Annotated in this window: 15 protein-coding genes and 1 other RNA gene; 7 read left to right on the top strand and 9 right to left on the bottom strand. The window is 55.3% G+C overall.

Going from position 1 to position 20,639, the window contains the following annotated elements:
- Nucleotides 1-1,442 precede the first annotated feature (1,442 nt).
- Nucleotides 1,443-3,038 (top strand): aminopeptidase P family protein, encoded by a 1,596-nt coding sequence (locus BISA_RS02580; protein ID WP_033890052.1) that lies wholly within the window; start codon nt 1,443-1,445, stop codon nt 3,036-3,038.
- A gap of 85 nt (nt 3,039-3,123) precedes the next feature.
- Nucleotides 3,124-3,645 carry an NUDIX hydrolase gene (locus BISA_RS02575; protein WP_033890051.1) on the top strand — a complete coding sequence of 174 codons (522 nt, stop codon included), beginning with the start codon at nt 3,124-3,126 and terminating at the stop codon, nt 3,643-3,645.
- A gap of 112 nt (nt 3,646-3,757) precedes the next feature.
- Here BISA_RS02575 and BISA_RS02570 read toward each other — a convergent pair whose 3' ends face one another.
- Both BISA_RS02570 and nagB read right to left on the bottom strand, forming a co-directional pair.
- On the bottom strand, nt 3,758-5,038 hold the full coding sequence (locus tag BISA_RS02570; protein ID WP_033890050.1) for an N-acetylglucosamine-6-phosphate deacetylase: 1,281 nt from the start codon (nt 5,036-5,038) through the stop codon (nt 3,758-3,760).
- 109 nt (nt 5,039-5,147) lie between these two features.
- Nucleotides 5,148-5,960 carry a glucosamine-6-phosphate deaminase gene (gene nagB, locus BISA_RS02565; protein WP_033890049.1) on the bottom strand — a complete coding sequence of 271 codons (813 nt, stop codon included), beginning with the start codon at nt 5,958-5,960 and terminating at the stop codon, nt 5,148-5,150.
- Between the two features lie 339 nt (nt 5,961-6,299).
- Here nagB and BISA_RS02560 point away from each other — a divergent pair, with 339 nt between their 5' ends.
- Nucleotides 6,300-7,424, top strand: a complete 1,125-nt coding sequence (locus tag BISA_RS02560) for an ROK family protein (protein ID WP_033890048.1) — start codon at nt 6,300-6,302, stop codon at nt 7,422-7,424.
- Nucleotides 7,425-7,571: 147 nt separating this feature from the next.
- Here BISA_RS02560 and BISA_RS02555 read toward each other — a convergent pair whose 3' ends face one another.
- Complete coding sequence (locus BISA_RS02555; RefSeq protein WP_033890047.1) at nt 7,572-8,486, bottom strand: ROK family protein; 915 nt, start codon at nt 8,484-8,486, stop codon at nt 7,572-7,574.
- A gap of 222 nt (nt 8,487-8,708) precedes the next feature.
- On the opposite strand from BISA_RS02555, the gene BISA_RS02550 reads away from it, so the two are divergent.
- The 4 genes from BISA_RS02550 (at nt 8,709) to ssrA (ending at nt 12,897) form a co-directional block, all read left to right on the top strand.
- Nucleotides 8,709-9,923: an ROK family transcriptional regulator gene (locus BISA_RS02550; RefSeq protein ID WP_033890046.1), complete on the top strand. Its 1,215-nt coding sequence runs from the start codon at nt 8,709-8,711 to the stop codon at nt 9,921-9,923.
- Nucleotides 9,924-9,990: 67 nt separating this feature from the next.
- Nucleotides 9,991-10,887 (top strand): carbohydrate kinase family protein, encoded by an 897-nt coding sequence (locus BISA_RS02545; protein ID WP_033890044.1) that lies wholly within the window; start codon nt 9,991-9,993, stop codon nt 10,885-10,887.
- A 203-nt stretch (nt 10,888-11,090) separates the two neighbouring features.
- On the top strand, nt 11,091-12,323 hold the full coding sequence (locus tag BISA_RS02540) for an MFS transporter (RefSeq protein ID WP_033890043.1): 1,233 nt from the start codon (nt 11,091-11,093) through the stop codon (nt 12,321-12,323).
- Nucleotides 12,324-12,500: 177 nt separating this feature from the next.
- Nucleotides 12,501-12,897: a transfer-messenger RNA gene (gene ssrA / locus BISA_RS12465) on the top strand.
- An 81-nt stretch (nt 12,898-12,978) separates the two neighbouring features.
- On the opposite strand, the gene BISA_RS02535 is transcribed toward ssrA, so the two are convergent.
- The 6 genes from BISA_RS02535 to mraY form a co-directional block, all read right to left on the bottom strand.
- On the bottom strand, nt 12,979-14,019 hold the full coding sequence (locus tag BISA_RS02535; RefSeq protein ID WP_033890042.1) for a cell division protein FtsQ/DivIB: 1,041 nt from the start codon (nt 14,017-14,019) through the stop codon (nt 12,979-12,981).
- The gene (gene murC, locus BISA_RS02530) at nt 14,019-15,554 is read right to left on the bottom strand and encodes a UDP-N-acetylmuramate--L-alanine ligase (RefSeq protein ID WP_033890041.1); all 1,536 of its coding nucleotides are present in this window, start codon (nt 15,552-15,554) and stop codon (nt 14,019-14,021) included. Before murC ends, BISA_RS02535 begins: the two co-directional genes overlap by 1 nt.
- 62 nt (nt 15,555-15,616) lie before the next feature.
- Nucleotides 15,617-16,801, bottom strand: coding sequence for a UDP-N-acetylglucosamine--N-acetylmuramyl-(pentapeptide) pyrophosphoryl-undecaprenol N-acetylglucosamine transferase (locus tag BISA_RS02525; RefSeq protein ID WP_033890040.1), 1,185 nt, complete (start codon nt 16,799-16,801; stop codon nt 15,617-15,619).
- A gap of 16 nt (nt 16,802-16,817) precedes the next feature.
- Nucleotides 16,818-18,035 (bottom strand): putative lipid II flippase FtsW, encoded by a 1,218-nt coding sequence (ftsW, locus tag BISA_RS02520; protein ID WP_033890038.1) that lies wholly within the window; start codon nt 18,033-18,035, stop codon nt 16,818-16,820.
- Entirely contained in the window at nt 18,022-19,467 is a 1,446-nt protein-coding gene (gene murD, locus BISA_RS02515) for a UDP-N-acetylmuramoyl-L-alanine--D-glutamate ligase (protein WP_033890037.1), read from the bottom strand. Before murD ends, ftsW begins: the two co-directional genes overlap by 14 nt.
- Before the next feature lie 53 nt (nt 19,468-19,520).
- Nucleotides 19,521-20,627: a phospho-N-acetylmuramoyl-pentapeptide-transferase gene (gene mraY, locus BISA_RS02510; protein WP_033890036.1), complete on the bottom strand. Its 1,107-nt coding sequence runs from the start codon at nt 20,625-20,627 to the stop codon at nt 19,521-19,523.
- Nucleotides 20,628-20,639: the final 12 nt, after the last annotated feature.

The following is a 20,639-nucleotide window of genomic DNA, read 5'->3' as shown; positions in this document are numbered from 1 at the left end:
ACGCAGCCTATTATCCACATATGAAGAAGCATAGAACCGCGCGGAAACCATATAAGGCAACGCACGATATATATATATACTCAACGAACAAAGTCGCAGAAGTCATATGGGCACCCTTTGCACGCCTTACATCACTAAAACGTGTCAGCGAGGTTATCAAACCAATGGTGGCAAAAGAACTACGCTCAATAATTCTTATTGCCAGTATCAGTCCAGAACGTGCCCGAATCACTTCATTCAGCCGTTTCAGTGATGTTACGATGCCACTACCTGTCCACTCAGCATCACGCGTTATAACTCAGTGCAGTTTTACGGCCAATCGATGGCGCTTAGCGTCAGAATTGCGATTGTCCAACAGCCAAAATCCATTTCATTCCCCCTCTTCTTGCCGCTAACACCTCATTCCAAGACCAAAAACCGCAAAAACGAAGTTATCGTATTGTCATCTGCCCAGACGGCTTCTAGGCAAAGAAGCCATCGGCCACCGTATGGCCACTAGGCATCTCTCCATGCACCTATCTTTCATATCAGCGCAGTTAGAGACCCACCATATGGCGTAAACACCTCGCACAAACATCTGTTCGTATCATCGGCACAAACCCTTTAACCAACAAACCAATGTGGATAACTCATATACATCATCGAAACTGGACAGAGGCTTGATATTCCAACGGTTTCAAGACAACGCCAATCGCAAGCACAAGCTCGAACCACATTACTTGAATTCCACCCCCTTTCCCCGTCATTTCCTTTACCGTTATTGGCATGAAAACACACAAAGCAATTGCCCAAATTCTTCGTACGGCCCAGAATGAGCATCGATGCGCATATTCCACGGTTCCCTCAGAGCAACTTGCACTACAACGACGTGCTCAATCCGGCGAACTTATCAATACCTATCGTGGTTCACCATCGTTATACGCAGAACAAGGGTATTGGAATACACTGCCCCCTCCTGAGCAAACACTGCATATCGCAAAAGCTCTTGCAATAGCTCATCCAAACTGGGTTTTCGGAGGATTGGTTGCGGCCAGCGCATATGGCTTCGAACACCAATGGTGTCTCCATGATGGTTCGGTCTGCGTAATGACGCAGAATCACGGCAGCGAACAGCGTCATCCGCGATTAAAACGCGTATACATGCCTCAGGCTTCTTCTTTGGCAATGCGAGACTCAACGACCGGATTATTGCTTACACCTCCAGCTCATACACTCATCGAATGCGCTCGCACCTACGATTTTCGATTTGCCCTACCGTTCTTTGATTCTGCGTTTGCGCAAGGAATCTCGTCCGAACAAGTCCTCGCCGCATGCAGTACGCTACGCACTGACTGCACCCTCATACTCATTAATCCGCAAAATCTGCGAGGAGTATGTGGCAAACGAATTCGAACGACTAGTATGGGAGCGGTAACATGAGCCTTCTTTCATAAGGAGTATCGATGGGTGAGGTAGTCACCGAGAAAGATAAGGAATATGAGGCAGAAGAGCGCAAGAACGCTCCGGGCGGCGACCAGGCCATGAGCGATCGAGTGAACAATCGTTCGCTGCGCCCGCGCTCCGAGGCGTTCAAGGACTTCATGAAGTCCGGCTGGGCTGACGATGAGCCGGAAATCGAGCCGCTCGAATCCTCCAAGTTCACTCCGGCTCGTCTTGCCGCTCTGGGCAAGGCCTTCCCCGGCGAGCGCCTAGTGATTCCTGCCGGTCAGCCGAAGGTACGCAATAATGATTGCGATTACATGTTCCGTCCGGATACTGCCTTCGCTTATTACACTGGTCTCGGCGTGGATTATGAGGCCGGCGCCGTGCTGGTGCTGAACCCGGTGGACCCGGATTCCGAAGAGGCCAAGGCCGGCCAGACCCATACGCCGGAATTGTTCGTGGCCCCGCGTGCCGACAACTCCACTACCGATTTCTTCATGAACCCGCATTACGGCGAATACTGGGTGGGTCCGCGCGCTGGTTTGAAGGAAATGACGGCCATGACCGGCATCGAAACGCATGACATCGCCCAGCTGGCCGATGCGCTAAGCAAGGATGTCGGCGCTGAGGCAGGTGCTGTTCGCGTTCGCGTGATGCGTGAGACCGATCCGCAAATCACTTCACTGGTCGAATCCATCCGCGAAGCCAATGGCGCTGCCGACCCCGATAAGAATGCCGCCGCTGATGATAAGCTGCACGAATTCACGTCCGAAGCCCGCATGGTGAAGGATTCCTATGAGATCAATGAAATGCGCAAGGCCGTGGATGCCACCAAGCATGGTTTCGACCGTCTACTGAGCGCACTGCCGGCAGCACTGGATAAGCCGCGTTCCGAGCGTATTCTCGAAGGTGCGTTCAACGCGGTGTCCCGCGAATTAGGCAACGCTGTTGGCTACGACTCCATTGTGGCTTCTGGTCCTCACGCTCCAATCCTGCACTGGATGCGTAACACTGGTGTGGTGAAGACCGGCGATATGTTGCTCGTGGATGCTGGCGTGGAAGTCGATTCCCTCTACACGGCTGATATCACCCGTACGTTCCCAACCAACGGTAAGTTCACCGATTTGCAGAAGCGCCTGTATCAGGCTGTGTTGGATTCCCAGCAGGCTGGCTTTGAAGCCGCCAAGCCGGGTGCCACCTATTCCGATATCCATCATGCCTGCATGCGCGTAATCGCCGAGCGTCTGCATGATTGGGGCCTGCTGCCGGTGAGCGTTGAGGAATCGCTCTCCCCCGAAGGTCAGCAGCATCGCCGTTGGTTGGCTTGCGGCGTTGCTCATCATCTTGGTCTTGATGTGCACGATTGTGCTCAGGCTCGTTTCGAGGCTTATCAGGGTGCCCCGATTCGCCCGGGTATGATCTTCACCATCGAGCCTGGTCTGTACTTCCGCGAGGATGATCTGCTGATTCCACCGGAATACCGTGGCATTGGCATTCGTATTGAAGATGATGTGCTGATGACCGAGAATGGTCCGGAATGGATTTCCGCTGGCATTCCGAAGCAAATCGATGACGTGGAGGTCTGGATGGCCGACCGCGCCGCCACCGCTAAGTAATTATCATTTCGGCTCCCCTCGGTCGGTTTATGCCGACAGCTCCCCTCGGTGAGGGGAGCCATTTTTGTATAGGAAGGTGGCGGTCATGCCAACTCCAGAATTCGTACTCGAACTTCGTAAAAAAATTGGCCATGATCTCTTATGGCTCATTGGTGTAACCGGTTATGTGCTGAACGATCAGGGGCAGCTGCTGTTGGGCCGTCGTTCGGATACCGGCGAATGGGCGATGGTCTACGGCATCAACGAGCCCGGCGAACAGCCAGCGGACACTGTAGTGCGAGAAATCAAGGAAGAAACCGGCGTTGACGCCATTGTCACCGATTTGGTGGCTGTAACCTCCTCGAACAAAGTACTGACCTATGCCAATGGCGATAACACCATGTATATGGATCATTCCTTCCTCTGCAAGGTGAAGCCAGGCGGCAATAACAAACCATTTGTTGGCGATGAGGAAAGCCTTAACGTCGGCTGGTTTGACTTGGATGCGCTCCCCCAGCCGCTCGCTGCAAGCACCGTTGAGCGCCTGCAACTGTTCAATCGTTATTTCGACAATAAGCGGCGCGGCGATTCACACGCGCTATTCGTCTTTGACGGCGCGCAATACTGATTCGATTTCGAAACAACGCACTCAGCAAAGAAGCCGTGGCATGGTCCTTTCCAAAAAAAGAATCATGCCACGGCTTCTTTCATATCGCTAAATCAAGTTAGCGTAACGAGCCTTATTTTATCTTGCGGCCCGCGCACCACACCTGTTCGACCTTCCAACTGGTCGGGTCGATGAGGTTGAAGTCTGCGGCAAAACCAGGAGCGAGCAAACCAATCGGCGCACCAGTCACTTCATTGGGCTTATCGAAACCGAATGCCTTGGCCGGCGTCAATGTGGCGGCCTCGACGGCAGCCACAGGGCTGATGCCTAATTCGTTTACTGCACGGCTGACGGCGCCTTCCAGCAAAAGCGTCGAGCCCGCGATGGCCCCGTTGGAGACGAGCCGTGCGTGACCATCGACCACGTTCACGTCCAACGCGCCTAGCTTATAGGCTCCATCAGGGCAGTCCGTGGCAGCCATCGCATCAGTGACGAATGCGATGCGATGCGGCGCGAACCCGAAACCAAGCTTGACCATCGGATTCTGCACATGGAATCCATCGTTGATGAGTTCGATGGTGACGCGAGGGTCTTCCACAGCGGCCGGAATCGGGCCTGGTTCGCGATGATGCAATCCGTTCATCGCATTGAACATGTGCGTCATGATGCCGGCTCCAGCATTGAATCCAGCTTGGGCAGTCTCATAGTCGGCATCGCAATGGCCTACTGCCGGCACTACGCCTGCCGCCGCAAATTGGCTGATTGCGCTCAAACCGTGCGGCAGTTCAGGAGCGATGGTGATCTGACGAATGCAACCGAGCTTGCCGTGCGAGGCATCAGCACCCGAAGCTTCAAGCATCTCATCGACGATTTCAGGCACCGGGTCCTTCAAACAATTCGGATCATGAGCGCCTTTGCGGGCGAGCGCCAAGAACGGCCCCTCCAGATGGCATCCGAGAATATCCGGGCGACCGGAGGCCATTTTGTCCGCTACCGTGCGGATGTTACGGCAAATCACATCAAGCGGATTGGTAATCAACGACAACACTTGACGCGTGGTGCCATGCACCGCGTGACCGGCTCGCGCCACATCAATGCCATCCGAACCATCATCGAAGCTTTTCTCCCAAGCACCATGCGCATGAATATCCACATATCCTGGGGCGAGGATTCTTCCGGCAGCGTCCAATACCGTTTCGCCGTCCGGATCAATGCCCGCTGCTGCGCAAGCTTTGGCAAACGCTTGTTCATCGGTTCCGGCCGCTGTAATAGCACCGTTGGCATCGGATACCACCCAATAGCCGGATTGTTCGCCGCGGGCGTCCACCTTACGCGCATTGCAGATCGCTACCGGCGACGGCTTGCCCTCCAGCGCCGCGGTTACGCGAGATACGATCTCTTGCCTATCAGCCATTTATGCTTTCCCTCGATTCATCCCTGCAGGTTCAATGCTTCATTGAGCTCCACAGAATAATAGGGCTCCCCTTCATTAAGCAAAAGGGGAGCCTTGATATTCAACCGGATCAGATGCCTTGCCAAGCCGGCTTGTGCGTGTAGGCGTAACGGTAATAATCCTTATGACGCAGGCGGCTTGCAGCTTCCTCATCCACGATAATCGTGGCATGCGGATGCATCTGCAGTGCAGATGCCGGGCAGAATGCGGACACGCCGCCTTCCACGGTTTCCTCGATGGCTTCCGCCTTGCCGGCACCAAATGCCAACAGCACCAGATGACGAGCCTTCATGATGGTGCCAATGCCCTGCGTGATGCAGTGAGTCGGCACCTGGTTGATGTCGTTATCGAAGAATCGTGCGTTATCGATACGGGTCTGCTCGGCCAGAGTCTTCACACGAGTGCCGGAAGCCAACGAAGAGCCAGGCTCGTTGAAGCCGACATGGCCATCCGTACCGATGCCCAAAATCTGCACATCGATACCACCCGCTGCTTCGATAGCGGCATCATAGGCAGGGCCTGCACCGGCAACCTTCTCACCGTCTTCAAGCGGAGTGCCATTGAGCACATCTCCAGGTACGTGCACCTTTGCGGGATCAAGGCCCAGCGGCTCCACCACGGTGCGGTGAATAGTCGCATGATAGGACTCAGGATGGGTCAGCGGCAGGCCAATGTACTCATCCAGTGCGAAGCCCTGCACCTGGGACACGTCAATAGATTCATCCTTGACAATCTTGGCGAGTGAACGGTATGCAGCCAGAGGGCTGGAACCAGTGGCCAAGCCCAGAACGGCATTCGGCTTGGCTTTAATCAGGTCGGCCACGCAACGTCCGTAGATGTCGCCGGCTTCAGCCTCATTCTTCACAATGATGATCTCAGGCATTGTTACTTTCCTTCATCCGTGACCTGTTGCATGCAGGCCTTGTGCAGTTTTACCGCATCCGGGGTTGTTGGCAACTTCTTTGTCACATCCCGCGATGCACCGTGGATCGCATACCTATCGATATATCGAACCAGCTATTTGTTAATAGTACTTACAATTTTGGACTTAGCCGCATACGGTGTTTTTGAAATGTCTTCAGCCCGAGCTGCGGTACACTGGAAATAGTTAGTGAAGTTTCATAACAGATTCAACGGTGAATGAACTTCAACGCGCAAAACAGAACATATGCAACGAGCATTGCATGCTCCGGAGCGCATGTTCATCCAGACAGGAGGAATAATGTCACTCTTTGGAGCCGCCTCGCCATCGCACAGCCAGTCGGCCAAATCGTCGCCTGCGGATGTGCGCCGCAATAATCGTCAGCTTATTTTTTCTTTGCTGTTCCCCACCAATCAGTATTCACGCGCCGACCTTGGCCGACTCACCGGCCTGAGTCGAGTAGCAGTTTCCGATGTGGTGGGCCAAATGTTGGACGAAGGACTTCTGCGCGAAACCGGTCAAGCGCCAAGTGGCGGCAAAGGCAAGCGTGGCACCTTGCTCAGCATTGATATCGACCGGCTGAATATCGTCAGCCTTGATTTGACTCAGGACCATATGCTTCACGGTGCGGTTACCAACCTTCTGGGGCAGGCGCTGCGCCATGCGGAAATCACGCTTGGAGCCGGAGAACGGGTCACGCTGGAGATGATCGGCGAACTTATCGAAAAAATGATGAGCATGGCCGAGGGCACCGTCATCGGCGTGGGCATCGCCTCCCCCGGCGTGGTGGACGGCGGCGTGGTCAAGCGATCCACTTGGCTCGACTGGCACGATATGGACCTTTCCACTCCCCTTCAGGAGCGATTTGGCACCAACGTCACTGTGACCAATGATGCCACCGCGGCCATGCTGACCGAACGATTCTTCGGCCAAGGCGATAAGAACATGATTTTCGTACGCATTGAAAGCGGCATCGGCTCGGCCATTCTCATCAATGACACGCCAGTCAAGGGAGAGATGCATGCGGCGGGCGAAATCGGACATATTTCCATCGACCTCAATGGTCCTGAATGCCCCTGCGGCAAGCGCGGATGTCTGGAAACCATGATTTCCGACAACGCATTGCGCAAGCAGCTCGTTCACGCCGACGAGCAGCAGAAGGTATCGATTCTCGCTCAAGCCGGGCAACATCTCGGTCAAGCGCTTTCTATGCCGGTCGGTTTACTTGATATGGCGGATGTCTGCGTGTATGGCCAACCGGATATCGTCAATGCAACGTTCATCGATGCGGCTCAGCAGTATCTTGACGCCAGCACATCCTCAACATTCCACAAGCACACTGTTATTCGCCGCTGCGAATGCGGATCGGATATCACTGTGCAGGGCGAGGCGATTGCCGTGCTCGTGCATTATCTGAGCCAGTGAGGCGCCGACAGCCCGACTCAACCGCCACCGCGCATGAATCATAACGAATACATCAAGGGGCTGGCTCCGCATAATTGATATGCGGAGCCAGCCCCTTGTCGTTAAGTAAAACTGCTTGCAACGGTTCCGCCGTATGCAATCTGCAGATCAGGCGGCAACGGCAGCACCGATGGCACCAACAGGCTGATCCAACGGAGCCAAACGCAAGCGGCTTGGAAGATCCAGCGATGCGAGGAATCGGCATTGCGATTCCCTGCGTCGCAGTTCAGCAGTGATGACTTCGACCAACGGATCGCCGGTCTTAGCCATGCCGCCACCCAGAATAATCACTGAAGGATCCATAGACTGCGCCACAATCTGAATGGTATCGCCGATAGCGCGCACCACCATATCCAGCACGTCCACAGCCTTCGCCTCACGCTTCTTGGCACGACGAATCAGATCAGGCATCGCCGGATCGGCCGACGGCCACAGCCTTGCCACAGAAGCGCCGGAGCATACGGTCTCCAGGCAGCCATACTGGCCACAAGGGCACTTGAGGCGGTGCGGCTCCACCGGAATATGGCCAACCTCCCCGGCCGCACCACTCGCACCATGCAGCAGCACACCATCCTGCACCAGGCCAGCCGCAAGACCGGTGCCGAAATTCAGGAATGCCACAACACTGGGCAGACTCGTCCCCCCTCCCAGCACCGTGGCAGCACCAAGAGCAGCCGCATTCACATCGTTCTCAACATGAGTCGGCACGCCGGTACGCTGCGCCACCAACGGACCCATATCCAGCGAGGTCACCTCGAGGTTGACGATATTGTCGACATGACCGGAAACAAAGTCCACTTGTCCGGGAGTGCCAATGCCGATGCTTGCCACTTGGCTGAAGTCGTCATCACACACCTGCCCCGCAACAGCGGCGATGTCTTCAATCACGGCATCTTCGCCGTGACGGGCCGGTATTCTCGCAGTACGTACCACGCGGCCCAGCTCATCGATCAAAGCCGCTTCGATCTTGGTGCCGCCCACATCAACGCCGATACGCCATTTGTTCGAGGCCTGTTCACTCATTACTTGCTCCTTTTGTTCTCCATTGAACGCTGTGTGTTATCAGTGTGCCCTAGAGTATTGACAACCTTCTTAACAAATTAGCAGATGACGCCAAAAATTTCGACACGCCGAACCGCTGGGTTGATTGCGTGAATCAATTAACGTCGTTAATATCTTAATCAAGTTCAGATTCAAAGACGAGCGGACGAGATTACTCGCAACGCGGCAGGACAAGGAGGATTCATGGCACTTGAAGCCAAGCAAGCTACTTCACAAGCTAGCGTTTCCGAATCCAACCGTTCCCGCATTCTCCAGCACCTGTACCACAACGGCATCAGCTCCCGAGCACAAATCGCCAAAGCATTGGATTTGACGCCGGCGGCAATCACCAAGATCACCGCCCGACTCATCGAAGCCGGAGTCATTGAAGAGACCGGCGATATTGAGGGGTCCAAGAACCGCCGCTCCATCGGCCTCGAGCTCGACACCACCCGTTTCCATATCATCGGCGTGAAATTCGCCCGTTCGCTGGTGCAAATCGGAGTATTCGACCTGTGTGGCAATGCGCTTCATCTGGAAACGCTGCCGACCGTATACGACAACACCATTGACGACACCATCGTTATCATTCATCAGCGTTTGACCCAGCTTCTCAGCGAAGACACTTCCATCGTGGCCATCGGTATGGCTGTGCCGGGCCCGTATCTGCGTAATGAAGGCCGCACCGCTGTCGTTTCTAGCATGCAGGGTTGGCGCAGAATCAACTTCATCAACGAATTCGCTTCCGCCTTCCACGTACCGCTGTTCATCGAACAGGATGCTCGTGCAGGCGCTTTGGCTCATTTCTTGTTCGACCCGGCCGTTCACACCAGCGACAATCTCGCCTACTATCTCGTGGGCGAAGGCGTTGGTCTCGGCGTTATCGAAAACGGACGTCTTATCAACGGATTCCTCGGTGCCGCCACCGAAATCGGCCATATCTCCGTGGATGTGAACGGACGCCCCTGCGACTGCGGCAATATCGGCTGCCTCGAACGCTACTGCTCTACCCCGGCCATTCACAATATGCTCATCGAAGATGGCGTGCTGGTTCCGGGAGCTGCAGACATGACCCATACCGACGCCACGCGCGCCTTGTTCGCACAGGCAAAGGCCGGCAATGAGCAGGCCATCAGCATGGTGCGCAGCATCGCGCGGTATGTGGGCTATGGCTGCGTCACTATTTTCAACGGCTTTAATCCCAAGCACATCATCATTGGAGATATCGTGTCCGAAGCCGGACCGATGTTCCTTGAAGAGGTGCTCAGCACGGTGGAAGAACGGTCCATCCCGGAAATCTATAACACCACGTCCATCACACTGTCCACGTTGTCTGCAGATGCCGCCGTCTCCGGTGCAGCTGCCGTGGCGGTCACTCAATTTTTGGAACATCCCTCGATGTTCTTTGATGTCTCCTGAACCAAGACATCAACAGTGAAATTTCCATACGGAATCACACCAAGAAGAAATAAGGAAAGGAACCATCATGTCCAACCCAATCGTTCTGAGCCTCGGTGAGCTGCTGTGGGATATGCTGCCTGGCGGCAAGCGTGCTGGTGGCGCTCCGGTGAACTTCGCCTACCATGCGATGAAGAATGGTGCCGAAGGCTGGGCTATCAGCGCCGTCGGTGAGGACGAGCTCGGCGACGAGCTGGTTGCCAAGGCGGACGAAGCTGGCATCAACACCGTCATCCAGCGCAACGCTTGGCCGACCTCCACCGTTGAGGTTGCCCTGAAGAACGGCATCCCGGAGTACACCATCGTCAAGGGTGTTGCCTGGGATCACATTCTATACACCCGTCAGCTCATCGACGTGGTCTCCAAGGCCGACGCCATCTGCTTCGGTACCCTGGCTCTGCGCTCCCCTGAGACCCACGCCACCATCATGGAGCTCCTGAAGCACACCAAGCCGGGTGCCATGAAGTTCTTCGACATCAACCTGCGTGGTGACCACTACTCCAAGGAACTCATCGAAGAGCTGCTGAAGGCCGCAACCGTCTTCAAGATCAACGATGAAGAGCTGCTGCTCCTGCGCGACATGTTCGACATTCGCGGCACCTCCGGTGAGGACGCTTGCCGTTGGTTCCTCGACGAGTTCGATCTCGACTACGTGATCCTGACCGCTGGCTCCGCCTACTCCACCGTGATCTCCCGCAAGGGCGAGTCCTCCACTCTGGACACCCCGCACGTCGAGGTTGTGGACACCGTTGGCGCTGGCGACTCCTTCTCCGGCACCTTCACCGCACGCACCCTGCTGGGCGACTCCCTGTCGGACGCCCACCGCAAGGCTGTCAACACTGCTGCATTCGTCTGCACCCAGGCTGGCGCTTGGCCGGACTACCCGACCGAGATGACCGACTACCTCGCCAACGAAGGCAAGTGATTCCACGCTTCAGCTCTGAATAAAAGCTGAAGCCCTCTCCTTTCCTCCCGTTTTCGGGCCCAGCTCACGCCGGACAATGAAGTCCAGGATTCCATAAGAAACACCGCCTCCCCGGCGTGAGCTGTACCTAAAGACGTGGAAAACATAACTGAAAACCGAAATATTCATTGTCTCATTGCAGTTAAGAAAAAGGGAATTCAATAATGAGCAACGAAACTACTAAGGCCGGCAACGCTGGATTTGCCAAGATCCTGCCGGTAATGTTCGCCTTCTTCGTCATGGGCTTCGTCGACCTGGTCGGCACCGCGACGAACTACGTCAAGGGCGAGTTCGCATTGGCGGATGGTACCGCCAACCTGTTCACCACGATGGTGTTCTTCTGGTTCCTGATCTTCTCCGTGCCGACCGGCATGCTGATGAACAAGATCGGTCGCCGCAAGACCGTGCTGTGGTCCATTTTGGTCACCCTCGTGGCTATGGCTCTGCCGATCATCGCCTACGTGGCTCTCTCCGGCACTCCTCGCCTGGTTCTCATCGTTATCTCCTTCGCCTTCCTCGGCATCGGCAACACCCTGATGCAGGTCTCCCTGAACCCGCTGCTGACCGTGTTCGTCAAGGGCGATAAGCTCGCTTCCACCCTGACCACCGGCCAGTTCGTCAAGGCCTTCGCTTCCCTGTTCGCTCCATACATTGCCATCTGGGGCGCCACCAAGCTCGGCATGTGGTGGATCCTCTTCGTGATCTACTTCGTCATCGGCATCATCGGCTACATCCTGCTCGCCTTCGATAAGATCGAGGAGCCCGCTCCGGATGCAGGCACCACCACCATCGGCCGCTGCTTCAAGCTCCTGTTCTCCGATGGCATCGTCTTCCTGTGCTTCCTCGGCATCGTGGCTCACGTGGGTGTGGACGTTGGCATCAACGCTCAGGCTCCGCGAATCCTGACCGAGCACACCGGCGACCAGTTCACTGAAATCGCCGCAACCGCAACTATGGTCTACTTCATCGCTCGTATGATCGGCTGCTTCACCGGCGGTATCGTGCTGCAGAAGATCTCCAACAAGGTCGGCCTGCGCATCTGCGGTGTCATCATGACCCTGTCCGCTGTCTGCTTCGCCATCTTCTCCCTGGTGCAGGATAACCCGCCGGTCTGGCTGTTCTGGGTCGCTGTTGCCCTGGTTGGTTTCGGTAACTCCAACGTGTTCTCCCTGTTCCTCTCCCACGCTCTCATGTACCGTCCGGATCGTCAGAACGAGATCTCCGGCCTCATGCTCATGGGCCTCATCGGTGGCGCTATCTTCCCGCCGATCATGGGTGTGGCCGCTGACGCTGCCGGCCAGTTCGGTGGCATCCTCGTGATGGCCGTCGGCTGCCTGTACGTGCTGGTGATGGGCTTTGCCTACAAGGTGCTCGAAGGCAAGAAGGCTGAGGCCTGATAGCCGCTTCTAGCGCCATTCCAAGACGAGCCTGCGTGAATCTTCCCCTTCGGTTCACGCAGGCTTTTTCATATCTCCATGAGCTGATTTGCGGTATTGATTTGCATTCCTACCAGTAAAGGGATATATTGAAAAGTCCGGCCGAAAAGAGCCGGAAGAGTTTGATAACTCAATATTGGGGGCGATCGGTTTCGACGGTGACCTGTTCGCTGCAGGGAAGCGTGCCGAGAACGTCGGGTCCACTCGTGGATGACCCCGACAAAAGAATAAGTGCTAAATCTAACCGCACTGAGTTCGCTCTCGCTGCCTGAGCTTCGCGCCAGGATTAACCAGTGAGCAGCCGCTCCGTTCACTCCTCCTCGTCTTTGGGAGGATGCTGAGCGTCGTTAAGAAGACTTGCTGATGCAGTTGAGCCTCAGGGCTGCATCGGGACTTTAACTGCGGATATGCTCGCCATCGGTTGTCTGCGACACAGATGGGGGCAGAAAAATCGCCGCACGGCCAGCAGACTACGCACGTAGAAGACTGTGGGCTCGGTCATCGGACCGGGGTTCAATTCCCCGCGCCTCCACGATTCAAAAGGCCGCATAACCTAATGGTTATGCGGCCTTTGTCATAGTTTTGCGTAGATGAATCCGACACCAGCAACTACCACTTACTTCAGAATTGGTCTGCTCGGTGCAGACACATCAACTTGCTTGTAGTCACCAATCACATTGGGATCGTTCAAAATCTTATCGACTTCGGCCATCTTGAGTTTCAGCTGTGAAGAATCACCCCAGACAATCACATGCTCGCCATCGTTCAATGTAGTTGTCACTGAATCCTGGGTTGCCACCGTGACCTTGGTAATCTGCTGGCGCATGGATTCCGGCAAAGCCGCCAAAATCGTCAGCGCACCTTTCACCGAGCGATTCTTCAGGCTTTTCTCCACATTCTTGACCTCAATCACCGGAATGCCTTGAACATCGGCATTCTCCACTGAGTTCAACACTCGTCCCTGATCATCCACAGCTGTAAGCGTACTGCCGCTTTTCAGCATAGCAGCAGGCTTTTGGGCCTTGATTGCCACACTCATCGATTTGGGGAAATGCTTGGAAACCTTTGCCTCGCTAACACCCGGAATCGCTTTCAGCTGATTGGCTACATCATTGGATGACACCAAGAACAAGGATTTGCCGGACTGCTTATTCGCAATGCTGTGAATGGTTTCGCTACTCACCCACTCGTTAGCACCAGAAACACTGATGGCATTTGATTCCAACCGGAACACCGAGGAAAACAACAGCAGCCACAGCAATGCGCCTACAAGTAGCAACGCCAACGCTCCAATGGCGACGCGCGCAGCAAGAACTCGCACTCCGGCTTTTCTGCGTTCCTTGGCACGCGCCTTGAAATCAACCACCTTCGGGCGTGAGGCCACCCCGAGAGGGCCTGTGGTCTGGCGCAATGTTTCCGCTACATAGTCCTCGCTGCGCAACGCGCGAGCGTCAACAAAAGCCCCGGCTTTGCCCTTGGCAACAGTCACATCCTGAATCTCCGGCTGCGATTTAAGGTTCGAAGCCACGCTTCGCCCTGCACGAGTGCGTGGCTTGCGTGGCGTCTTGCCTTGATGCGTGTGAGATTCAACAACGCGAGCTTTACGCTTGCCTGAAGAAGAGGCAGAGCCTGAAGAACTGACCGTACGGCCGGCCATTACTCGCAGCTCTCCCTATGCGCTTCCAGAGCGGTCAGCAGCACCTGATCCATATCGGTGATGTCTCCAGCTCCCACAGTGAAGATCACATCGCCGTGATGCGCACGCATAGCCATCATCTTAGCGGCCAGGCACATATCATCAACCGACTGAATCCAAGCACCTTGTGATTCATCCTTCAGCCCTTGAGCCGCATCCACGATGGTATCCGGGCTTACATCCGGGAAATCCTCCTGCTTTTCGCGCGCGGGGAAAATACCGGTGACAATAACATCGTCAGCCTTGGAAAGAGCCTCGGCGAATTCACGGGCAAAGAACTTGGTACGAGAGAACAAGTGCGGTTGGAACAGCACACGAATGACGCTTTGCGGATAGCGACGGCGAGCCGCATCAAGCAAAGCCACGATTTCGGTGGGATGGTGCGCGTAATCATCCACCACGGTAACCTGCTTCACCGTGCCGCGCACCTGGAAACGACGAGCAGCCCCAAGGAAGGTGCCAGCGGCCTTTGCCGCATCGGCGGGCTTAACACCCAGCAGCACTGCCGAAGTGATGGCGGCAGCGGCATTACGCGCATTATGGATGCCGGGAACCTTCAACGCCACACTTTGACAAACCGATTCATCTCCGGTCACTGCAACCGGCAACTCCAAGGTGAGCTGTTCCGTGCCGCTGCCAGCGGTCTCACTTTCGGAAGCAATAGCCACCAATGCGGCTCCCGCCAAATCAGGCAACTGATCTTTCGGTGTGGTGCCGTATACGACCGTATGCTTCTTGACTTCTGCAGGCAACGCTTCGAATACAGCAAGCGCGTCCTTATCGTCGGCGCAAATCACCACATGACCGGTAGCGTGCCCGGCATGGTTGACAAAAGCAGCACGGTAGTGTTCCTCGTCACCGTAATGGTCCAGGTGGTCGGCTTCCGCATTCGTGATAATGGCGATAGTCGGATGATACTTGGCGAAGCTGCCGTCAGATTCATCGGCTTCCGCCACCAACACGGAACCATTGCCTGCATGTCCGCCATCAAGCGTGCTGCCATCCGGCCCCTGGATGGAGCCGCCGATTGCATAGCTTGGATCAATGCCAGCATGTACCAGAATGTGTGCCAGCATAGAACTGGTGGTGGTTTTGCCATGCGCGCCGGCCACCGTAACAGCCTGCTTGCCGTTCATCAGCAATGCCAGAATGTCGCTGCGGTGCACGATTCGCTTACCGGCGTCGTGAGCGGCCACGATCTCCGGATTATCCGGCTTAATAGCGCTTGAATACACCACAGTGGATGCATCGGCCACATTCTCAGCCTTCTGGCCAAATTCCACAGTAATACCGAGTGCTTCGAGACGATCCGTCTTAGCACTGTGCTCACGATCCGATCCGTCAACCTGCACGCCTTCAGCATGCAGCATTTCAGCCAATACGCTCATTCCCGCACCGCCGATGCCAATAAAGTGGGTGGAGCCGAGATTGGCTGGAATTGCCTGCGCATCAAACGCGGCGCGCGTGGGATCAAGCACAATGGATTCTTGAGACAATTGACTCTCCTTGAAGGATTATTCCTAACCACATATTGTATGTCGTCTCAGGTTCGGTCATTTCAGGCTGACTGCGAGCCGGCGAGATCTAACACTCGATGCGCCATGATTGCCGCAGCATCACGAATGCCGTATTCCCAAGCTTTCCGACCGAAATCAGCCAAGCGTTCTTGGTCGGCGAGCAATGCGGGCACATGGTCATGAACCCAAACCGGAGTCATATCCTTGTCCGCCACCAGCAATCCGCCACCTGCCTGAACGACCGGTTCGGCATTGAAACGCTGTTCACCGTTGCCTATCGGCAATGGCACGTAAATGGCAGGCAGGCCCAGTGCCGCAAGTTCAGACACCGAGCCGGCTCCAGCACGGCAAATAACCAGATCGGCACAGGCGAAGGCCAAATCAATGCGTTCCAGATATTCAGCGGCATGATAATCACCTTTACCGGCCGAATCCGGGCCAAGACCCGTAAACACGTCCGCCTTAACCGATTTGGAAACCAAATCACGAACTTCATCGATCTTTCCGCGCCCCGTCAAATGAATGATTTGCGCATGAGCCAGCAAATCAGCTGCGGAAGAGGCAATGGCACGATTCAGACTTTGTGCGCCCAGAGAACCGCCTGTGACCAACACCAGCGGACGATCCGGATCGACGCCCAGCAGTGCGGCCGATTCCCGGCGCACCGCTCCCCTATCCTGTTCCATACGCTGAGCCAGCGCGGCAATAGCCGGACGCAAAGGCAAACCGACACGTTCGATACGAGCATTCGCTGCCGGCTTCAGCCCGGTGTGCTCATAAACGGTACCGATGAAGTCGGCCCAACGGGCACCAAGCTTATTGGCCATACCGGCGCGTGCATTCTGCTCATGGATGGCAATAGGAATCCCCATCTTATGTGCCGTAGCATATACCGGCGCCGACGCATAGCCGCCAAAACCGGCCACAACATCAGCCTGCCTCTTCTCTAGAATGCTGCGCACCTTAGCTGTTTCGCGTTTCCATTTCGCCGGGAACTTGAGCATATATAAATTCGGGCGGCGAGGGAACGGCACCTTTTCGATGGTGTCCAGCTCATACCCCGCATTCGGTACGAGGTCTTTCTCCAAACCAACGGCAGTGCCAATAACGGTAACCTGCGCAGACGGTTCGATATCTCGAATGGCATCAGCCACAGCAAGCAGAGGATTGACATGCCCAGCGGTACCGCCGCCGGCGAGAACGATATGGGGTGTTCCTTGAGTCATGGTTACTGAGTGTACTCTACACATTCTGACGGGATTGCCTAATCTGCGGTTGGCATCGCATAAGTCCCACAACAAGACCGGCTGCAGTCAAACACATCACCATCGAAGAGCCGCCAGCGGAAACGAATGGCATAGGCACGCCCAGCACCGGGAACACGCCAACAACCACACCGATGTTGACCATCGCCTGACCAACAAGCCAGATGGTAATGCACATCAGCACCATAGACACATAACGATCAGTGACCTGCAGCGCCACAGCAATCATGCACCATCCGAGAATCACAAAGAACACAATCACCACAAGGCAGCCCACGAAACCGGTTTCCTCACCAATGATGGCAAAGATGAAGTCATTGTGCGCTGCAGGCAAATAGTTCCATTTCTCGCGCGAATTGCCGATGCCCACACCAAGGAAGCCTCCCGACGCTATGGCATATTTGGCGTGCATCGACTGGTAGCAGACGGTCTGTGCATCCGCAGCCGAACAATCACCGTAAGTGGCCAGGATTCGGCGCATACGGTTCGGGCTGGATATGGCAAGACCTGCAACCAATACAACGGCTGCAATAATGCCCGCCATCATCCATTTGCCGGGGAATCCCGCCACAAGAAATGCCGCAAAACCGATGAACAGCAGAATCATGGCGGTACCGAGGTCTCTACCCAAAATGACGGCAACCAAGCCGAACCCATATATCAGCAGTGGCTTGGCATATGCCTTGATGCCGTCCTTACGGTATCGTTTGCCGGACGCATATAAGGACGTAGGCAGCCACACGCATACGGCGAATTTCATGAATTCAGCAGGCTGAATGGTAGTGAACCCTAAATTCAACCAACCACGATTGCCATATACGTCGACACCCAGCGGAGTTAATGTCAAAAACTGCAGTGCAATGGCAATCCACATTGCTGCGATGCCGAAACGCTTCCAGAAACGCACCGGCAGCATCATGACGATAAAACCCGCAACCAAGCCAATGGCGCAGAATGCTCCCTGTGATGCCAATCGCAGGAACGGGGAAACTCCCTGTGCAGCCATCGACACCGTGGAGCTTGAGAACACCATGATGATGCCGAAGCAGGTAAGGCCCACCACTGCCGTGCGGAAACCGTGATAGCACCAGACCGGATTCAACAGGCTACGCCAGCCTGTGTAATCGGTAATGGTCAGGGCAGGTTTGCCTTGTGATGCGCGCACACGGCGCGCAGGAGACTCATTGGAGGCCATGCACCTCGCTCCAAGTCTTGGCTGCTGCTGCGAACTTGTTGCCACGATCGGCATAGGACTTGAACTGATCCATAGAAGCGCAGGCTGGTGCCATCAGTACCACATCGCCGGCTTCGGCATACTGTCCGCAAGCTTCGACCGCACGATCCATAACAGTTGCGTTGTCGCTCGAATCGATGAACGTTACCGGAATATCCGGAGCCTGGCTCAGGAAGGCATCGCGCATCGGCTCCTGATCTTTGCCGATGATGACTGCAGCCTTGATGGTTTTCGCCTGATCATGCACCAACTGTTCAAAACGGCTGCCCTTAGCCAAACCACCTGCAATCCAGACCACGGATTTATCTGGGAAGCTGGAGAGTGAAGCATGTGCGGCATGCCCATTGGTTGCCTTGGAATCATCCACGAAACGAATGGAGCCGCCTTCTACCCGAGCTTCTGCCACCGTCTCGATACGGTGGCCGCCCGGTTTGAACGCCTTCAGCGCGTTCAACGCCATTTCAGCATCGGCGCCCAATCCAAGCACCAACGCCAAGGCGGTCAATGCGTCAGCTACCAGATGTGGGTATAAGGTGCCGTTCGGCTCCATCAGATGAGTGAAGTCCGTGATAGGGGCAAGCTTGACCCGCTCTCCAATCGTTCCGGATGAGACGCCGCTTCGATCGGTGATCCATCCATCTTCAATACCGATTTCACCGGCTTGTGGCACAGCCAGCGTAAAACCGATTTTGCGGCATCCGGCTGCGGTCTGCGCACACTTTGCCAGTTCGCTCACCGTAGCATCCTGTGCATTGTAGACGATAGCACGCTTGGCATGCTGGAACACTTTCGACTTATCGGCGGCATAGTTCTCACGCCCGCCGTGCCAGTCCAGATGATCGTCGGCGATATTGGTGATTGCAGCGCAATCCAATTCGAGAGAATCAGTGAAATGCAGCTGGAACGAGCTCAGCTCAACGCACAGCACATCATGATGAGGGTTGGTTGCGCAGCGAGACAGGCTCATGGACATGTCCCCCGATGCGATATTACCGGCCGTAGGTGCATCCATACCGCAGGCGGTGAGCATTTCCGAGGTCATTTCCGTGGTGGATGTTTTGCCATTCGTTCCGGTGATGCCAATCCACGGTGCAGGCTTGCCGGTGCGCTCATTGTTAACGCGCAACCGCCATGCGAACTCGACCTCGCTCATCACCGGAATACCGCGGCGCTGGGCTTCCAAAATAAATGGTGTACGCGGATTGAACACCGGAGAGGTCATCACATAATCCACGCCATCCCAATCAATCTGATCGAACGAGTGCACATCAGCTTCGCTTTTGCGCTCATCAACACCGATGACATGAGCGCCACGCTCAGCCAGCACTTGAGCCAACGAAGTTCCGGACACTCCCAGTCCTGCGATAACCACTGTCTTATCCGCTACTTGCATCATTCCTCCCGATACACCAATCACCGAAGCGAGGATAGGCCGCTTACATTACGTCAGCTGAACAACAAACCGGAGCGTGCGACCCAGTCACCATAGAACACAGTAAGCGCCAACAGCACAAAGAGCAGCTCAATCATCCAGAATCGAACCACAACCTTGGTTTCAGTCCATCCCTGCAACTCGAAATGATGGTGAATTGGCGCCATTTTGAACACACGTTTATGCGTCATCTTGAAATAGCCAACTTGAATAACGTCACTCATGGCTTCCATCACGTACAGGCCGCCGAGAATCACCGTCAGGAATTCGGTATGGGTGGCGATGGATAGTGCTGCGAACAGGCCGCCCAATGCGAGAGAACCGGTATCGCCCATGAAAATGGATGCAGGATTCGAGTTGTACCACAGGAATCCGAAGCAAGCCACCGCAGCGCAGATGGCGATAATCGTTAAATCAAGTGGATCGGAGACCGCATATGAGTAACCTTCATGGCCGCCACCCTTGATGTGGTAGCTTTCCCAGAATGCGATGACGCCGAAACCGGTGAATGAAATCATCGAAGAGCCTGCGGCCAAACCGTCCAGACCATCGGTGAGGTTGACGGCGTTGGTCCACGCGGTCATCAGGAAGTTCACCCAAATGACGAACAGAATGATGGCCACAGCACGGCCTGCGAAGTCGAAGCTGAAGAACGGCTTTTCAATGAAGCTCATGCCCGGCTGAGCGCTTGGGAACCCGGACTTCGTGGGGATGATCAATGCCAAAACCGCGTAGATCGTGGCGAAAATGAACTGGCCTATGAACTTGCCGCCCACGGTCAGGCCCTCATTCTGCTTCTTGCGCACTTTGGCGAAATCATCGATGAAGCCAAGCACGCCCATAGAAAGCATGGCGAACAGCACCAGTACCGCCGACCAGGATGGCACATCGCCCGAGCGCAGATACCGGTACAATGCGGAAGCTCCCCAGCCCAGCAGAATGGCGAAATTAATCACCACACCGCCCAGCGTAGGGGTACCGCGCTTGATCAGATGCGATTTCGGCCCATCTTGGCGAATGTATTGGCCGTAATGCAGTTTATGCACAAGCTGGATGAGCATAGGGGTGCCCACCAAGGTGACGATCAACGACACCAGCATTCCAATAATCAGAGCAATCACGAGTGGTTTCTC

The sequence above is a fragment of the Bifidobacterium saguini DSM 23967 genome (assembly GCF_000741715.1).
Lineage (GTDB): Bacteria > Actinomycetota > Actinomycetes > Actinomycetales > Bifidobacteriaceae > Bifidobacterium > Bifidobacterium saguini.
The sequence above is the reverse complement of the archived record's forward strand: the minus strand, read 5'-3'. Positions and strand labels throughout refer to the sequence as shown.

Coding starts and splice junctions, on each gene's coding strand:
- BISA_RS02580 (WP_033890052.1), top strand. CDS start 1,443: ATGGGTGAGGTAGTCACCGAGAAAGATAAGGAATATGAGGCAGAAGAG.
- BISA_RS02575 (WP_033890051.1), top strand. CDS start 3,124: ATGCCAACTCCAGAATTCGTACTCGAACTTCGTAAAAAAATTGGCCAT.
- BISA_RS02570 (WP_033890050.1), bottom strand. CDS start 5,038: ATGGCTGATAGGCAAGAGATCGTATCTCGCGTAACCGCGGCGCTGGAG.
- nagB (WP_033890049.1), bottom strand. CDS start 5,960: ATGCCTGAGATCATCATTGTGAAGAATGAGGCTGAAGCCGGCGACATC.
- BISA_RS02560 (WP_033890048.1), top strand. CDS start 6,300: ATGTCACTCTTTGGAGCCGCCTCGCCATCGCACAGCCAGTCGGCCAAA.
- BISA_RS02555 (WP_033890047.1), bottom strand. CDS start 8,486: ATGAGTGAACAGGCCTCGAACAAATGGCGTATCGGCGTTGATGTGGGC.
- BISA_RS02550 (WP_033890046.1), top strand. CDS start 8,709: ATGGCACTTGAAGCCAAGCAAGCTACTTCACAAGCTAGCGTTTCCGAA.
- BISA_RS02545 (WP_033890044.1), top strand. CDS start 9,991: ATGTCCAACCCAATCGTTCTGAGCCTCGGTGAGCTGCTGTGGGATATG.
- BISA_RS02540 (WP_033890043.1), top strand. CDS start 11,091: ATGAGCAACGAAACTACTAAGGCCGGCAACGCTGGATTTGCCAAGATC.
- BISA_RS02535 (WP_033890042.1), bottom strand. CDS start 14,019: ATGGCCGGCCGTACGGTCAGTTCTTCAGGCTCTGCCTCTTCTTCAGGC.
- BISA_RS02525 (WP_033890040.1), bottom strand. CDS start 16,801: ATGACTCAAGGAACACCCCATATCGTTCTCGCCGGCGGCGGTACCGCT.
- ftsW (WP_033890038.1), bottom strand. CDS start 18,035: ATGGCCTCCAATGAGTCTCCTGCGCGCCGTGTGCGCGCATCACAAGGC.
- murD (WP_033890037.1), bottom strand. CDS start 19,467: ATGCAAGTAGCGGATAAGACAGTGGTTATCGCAGGACTGGGAGTGTCC.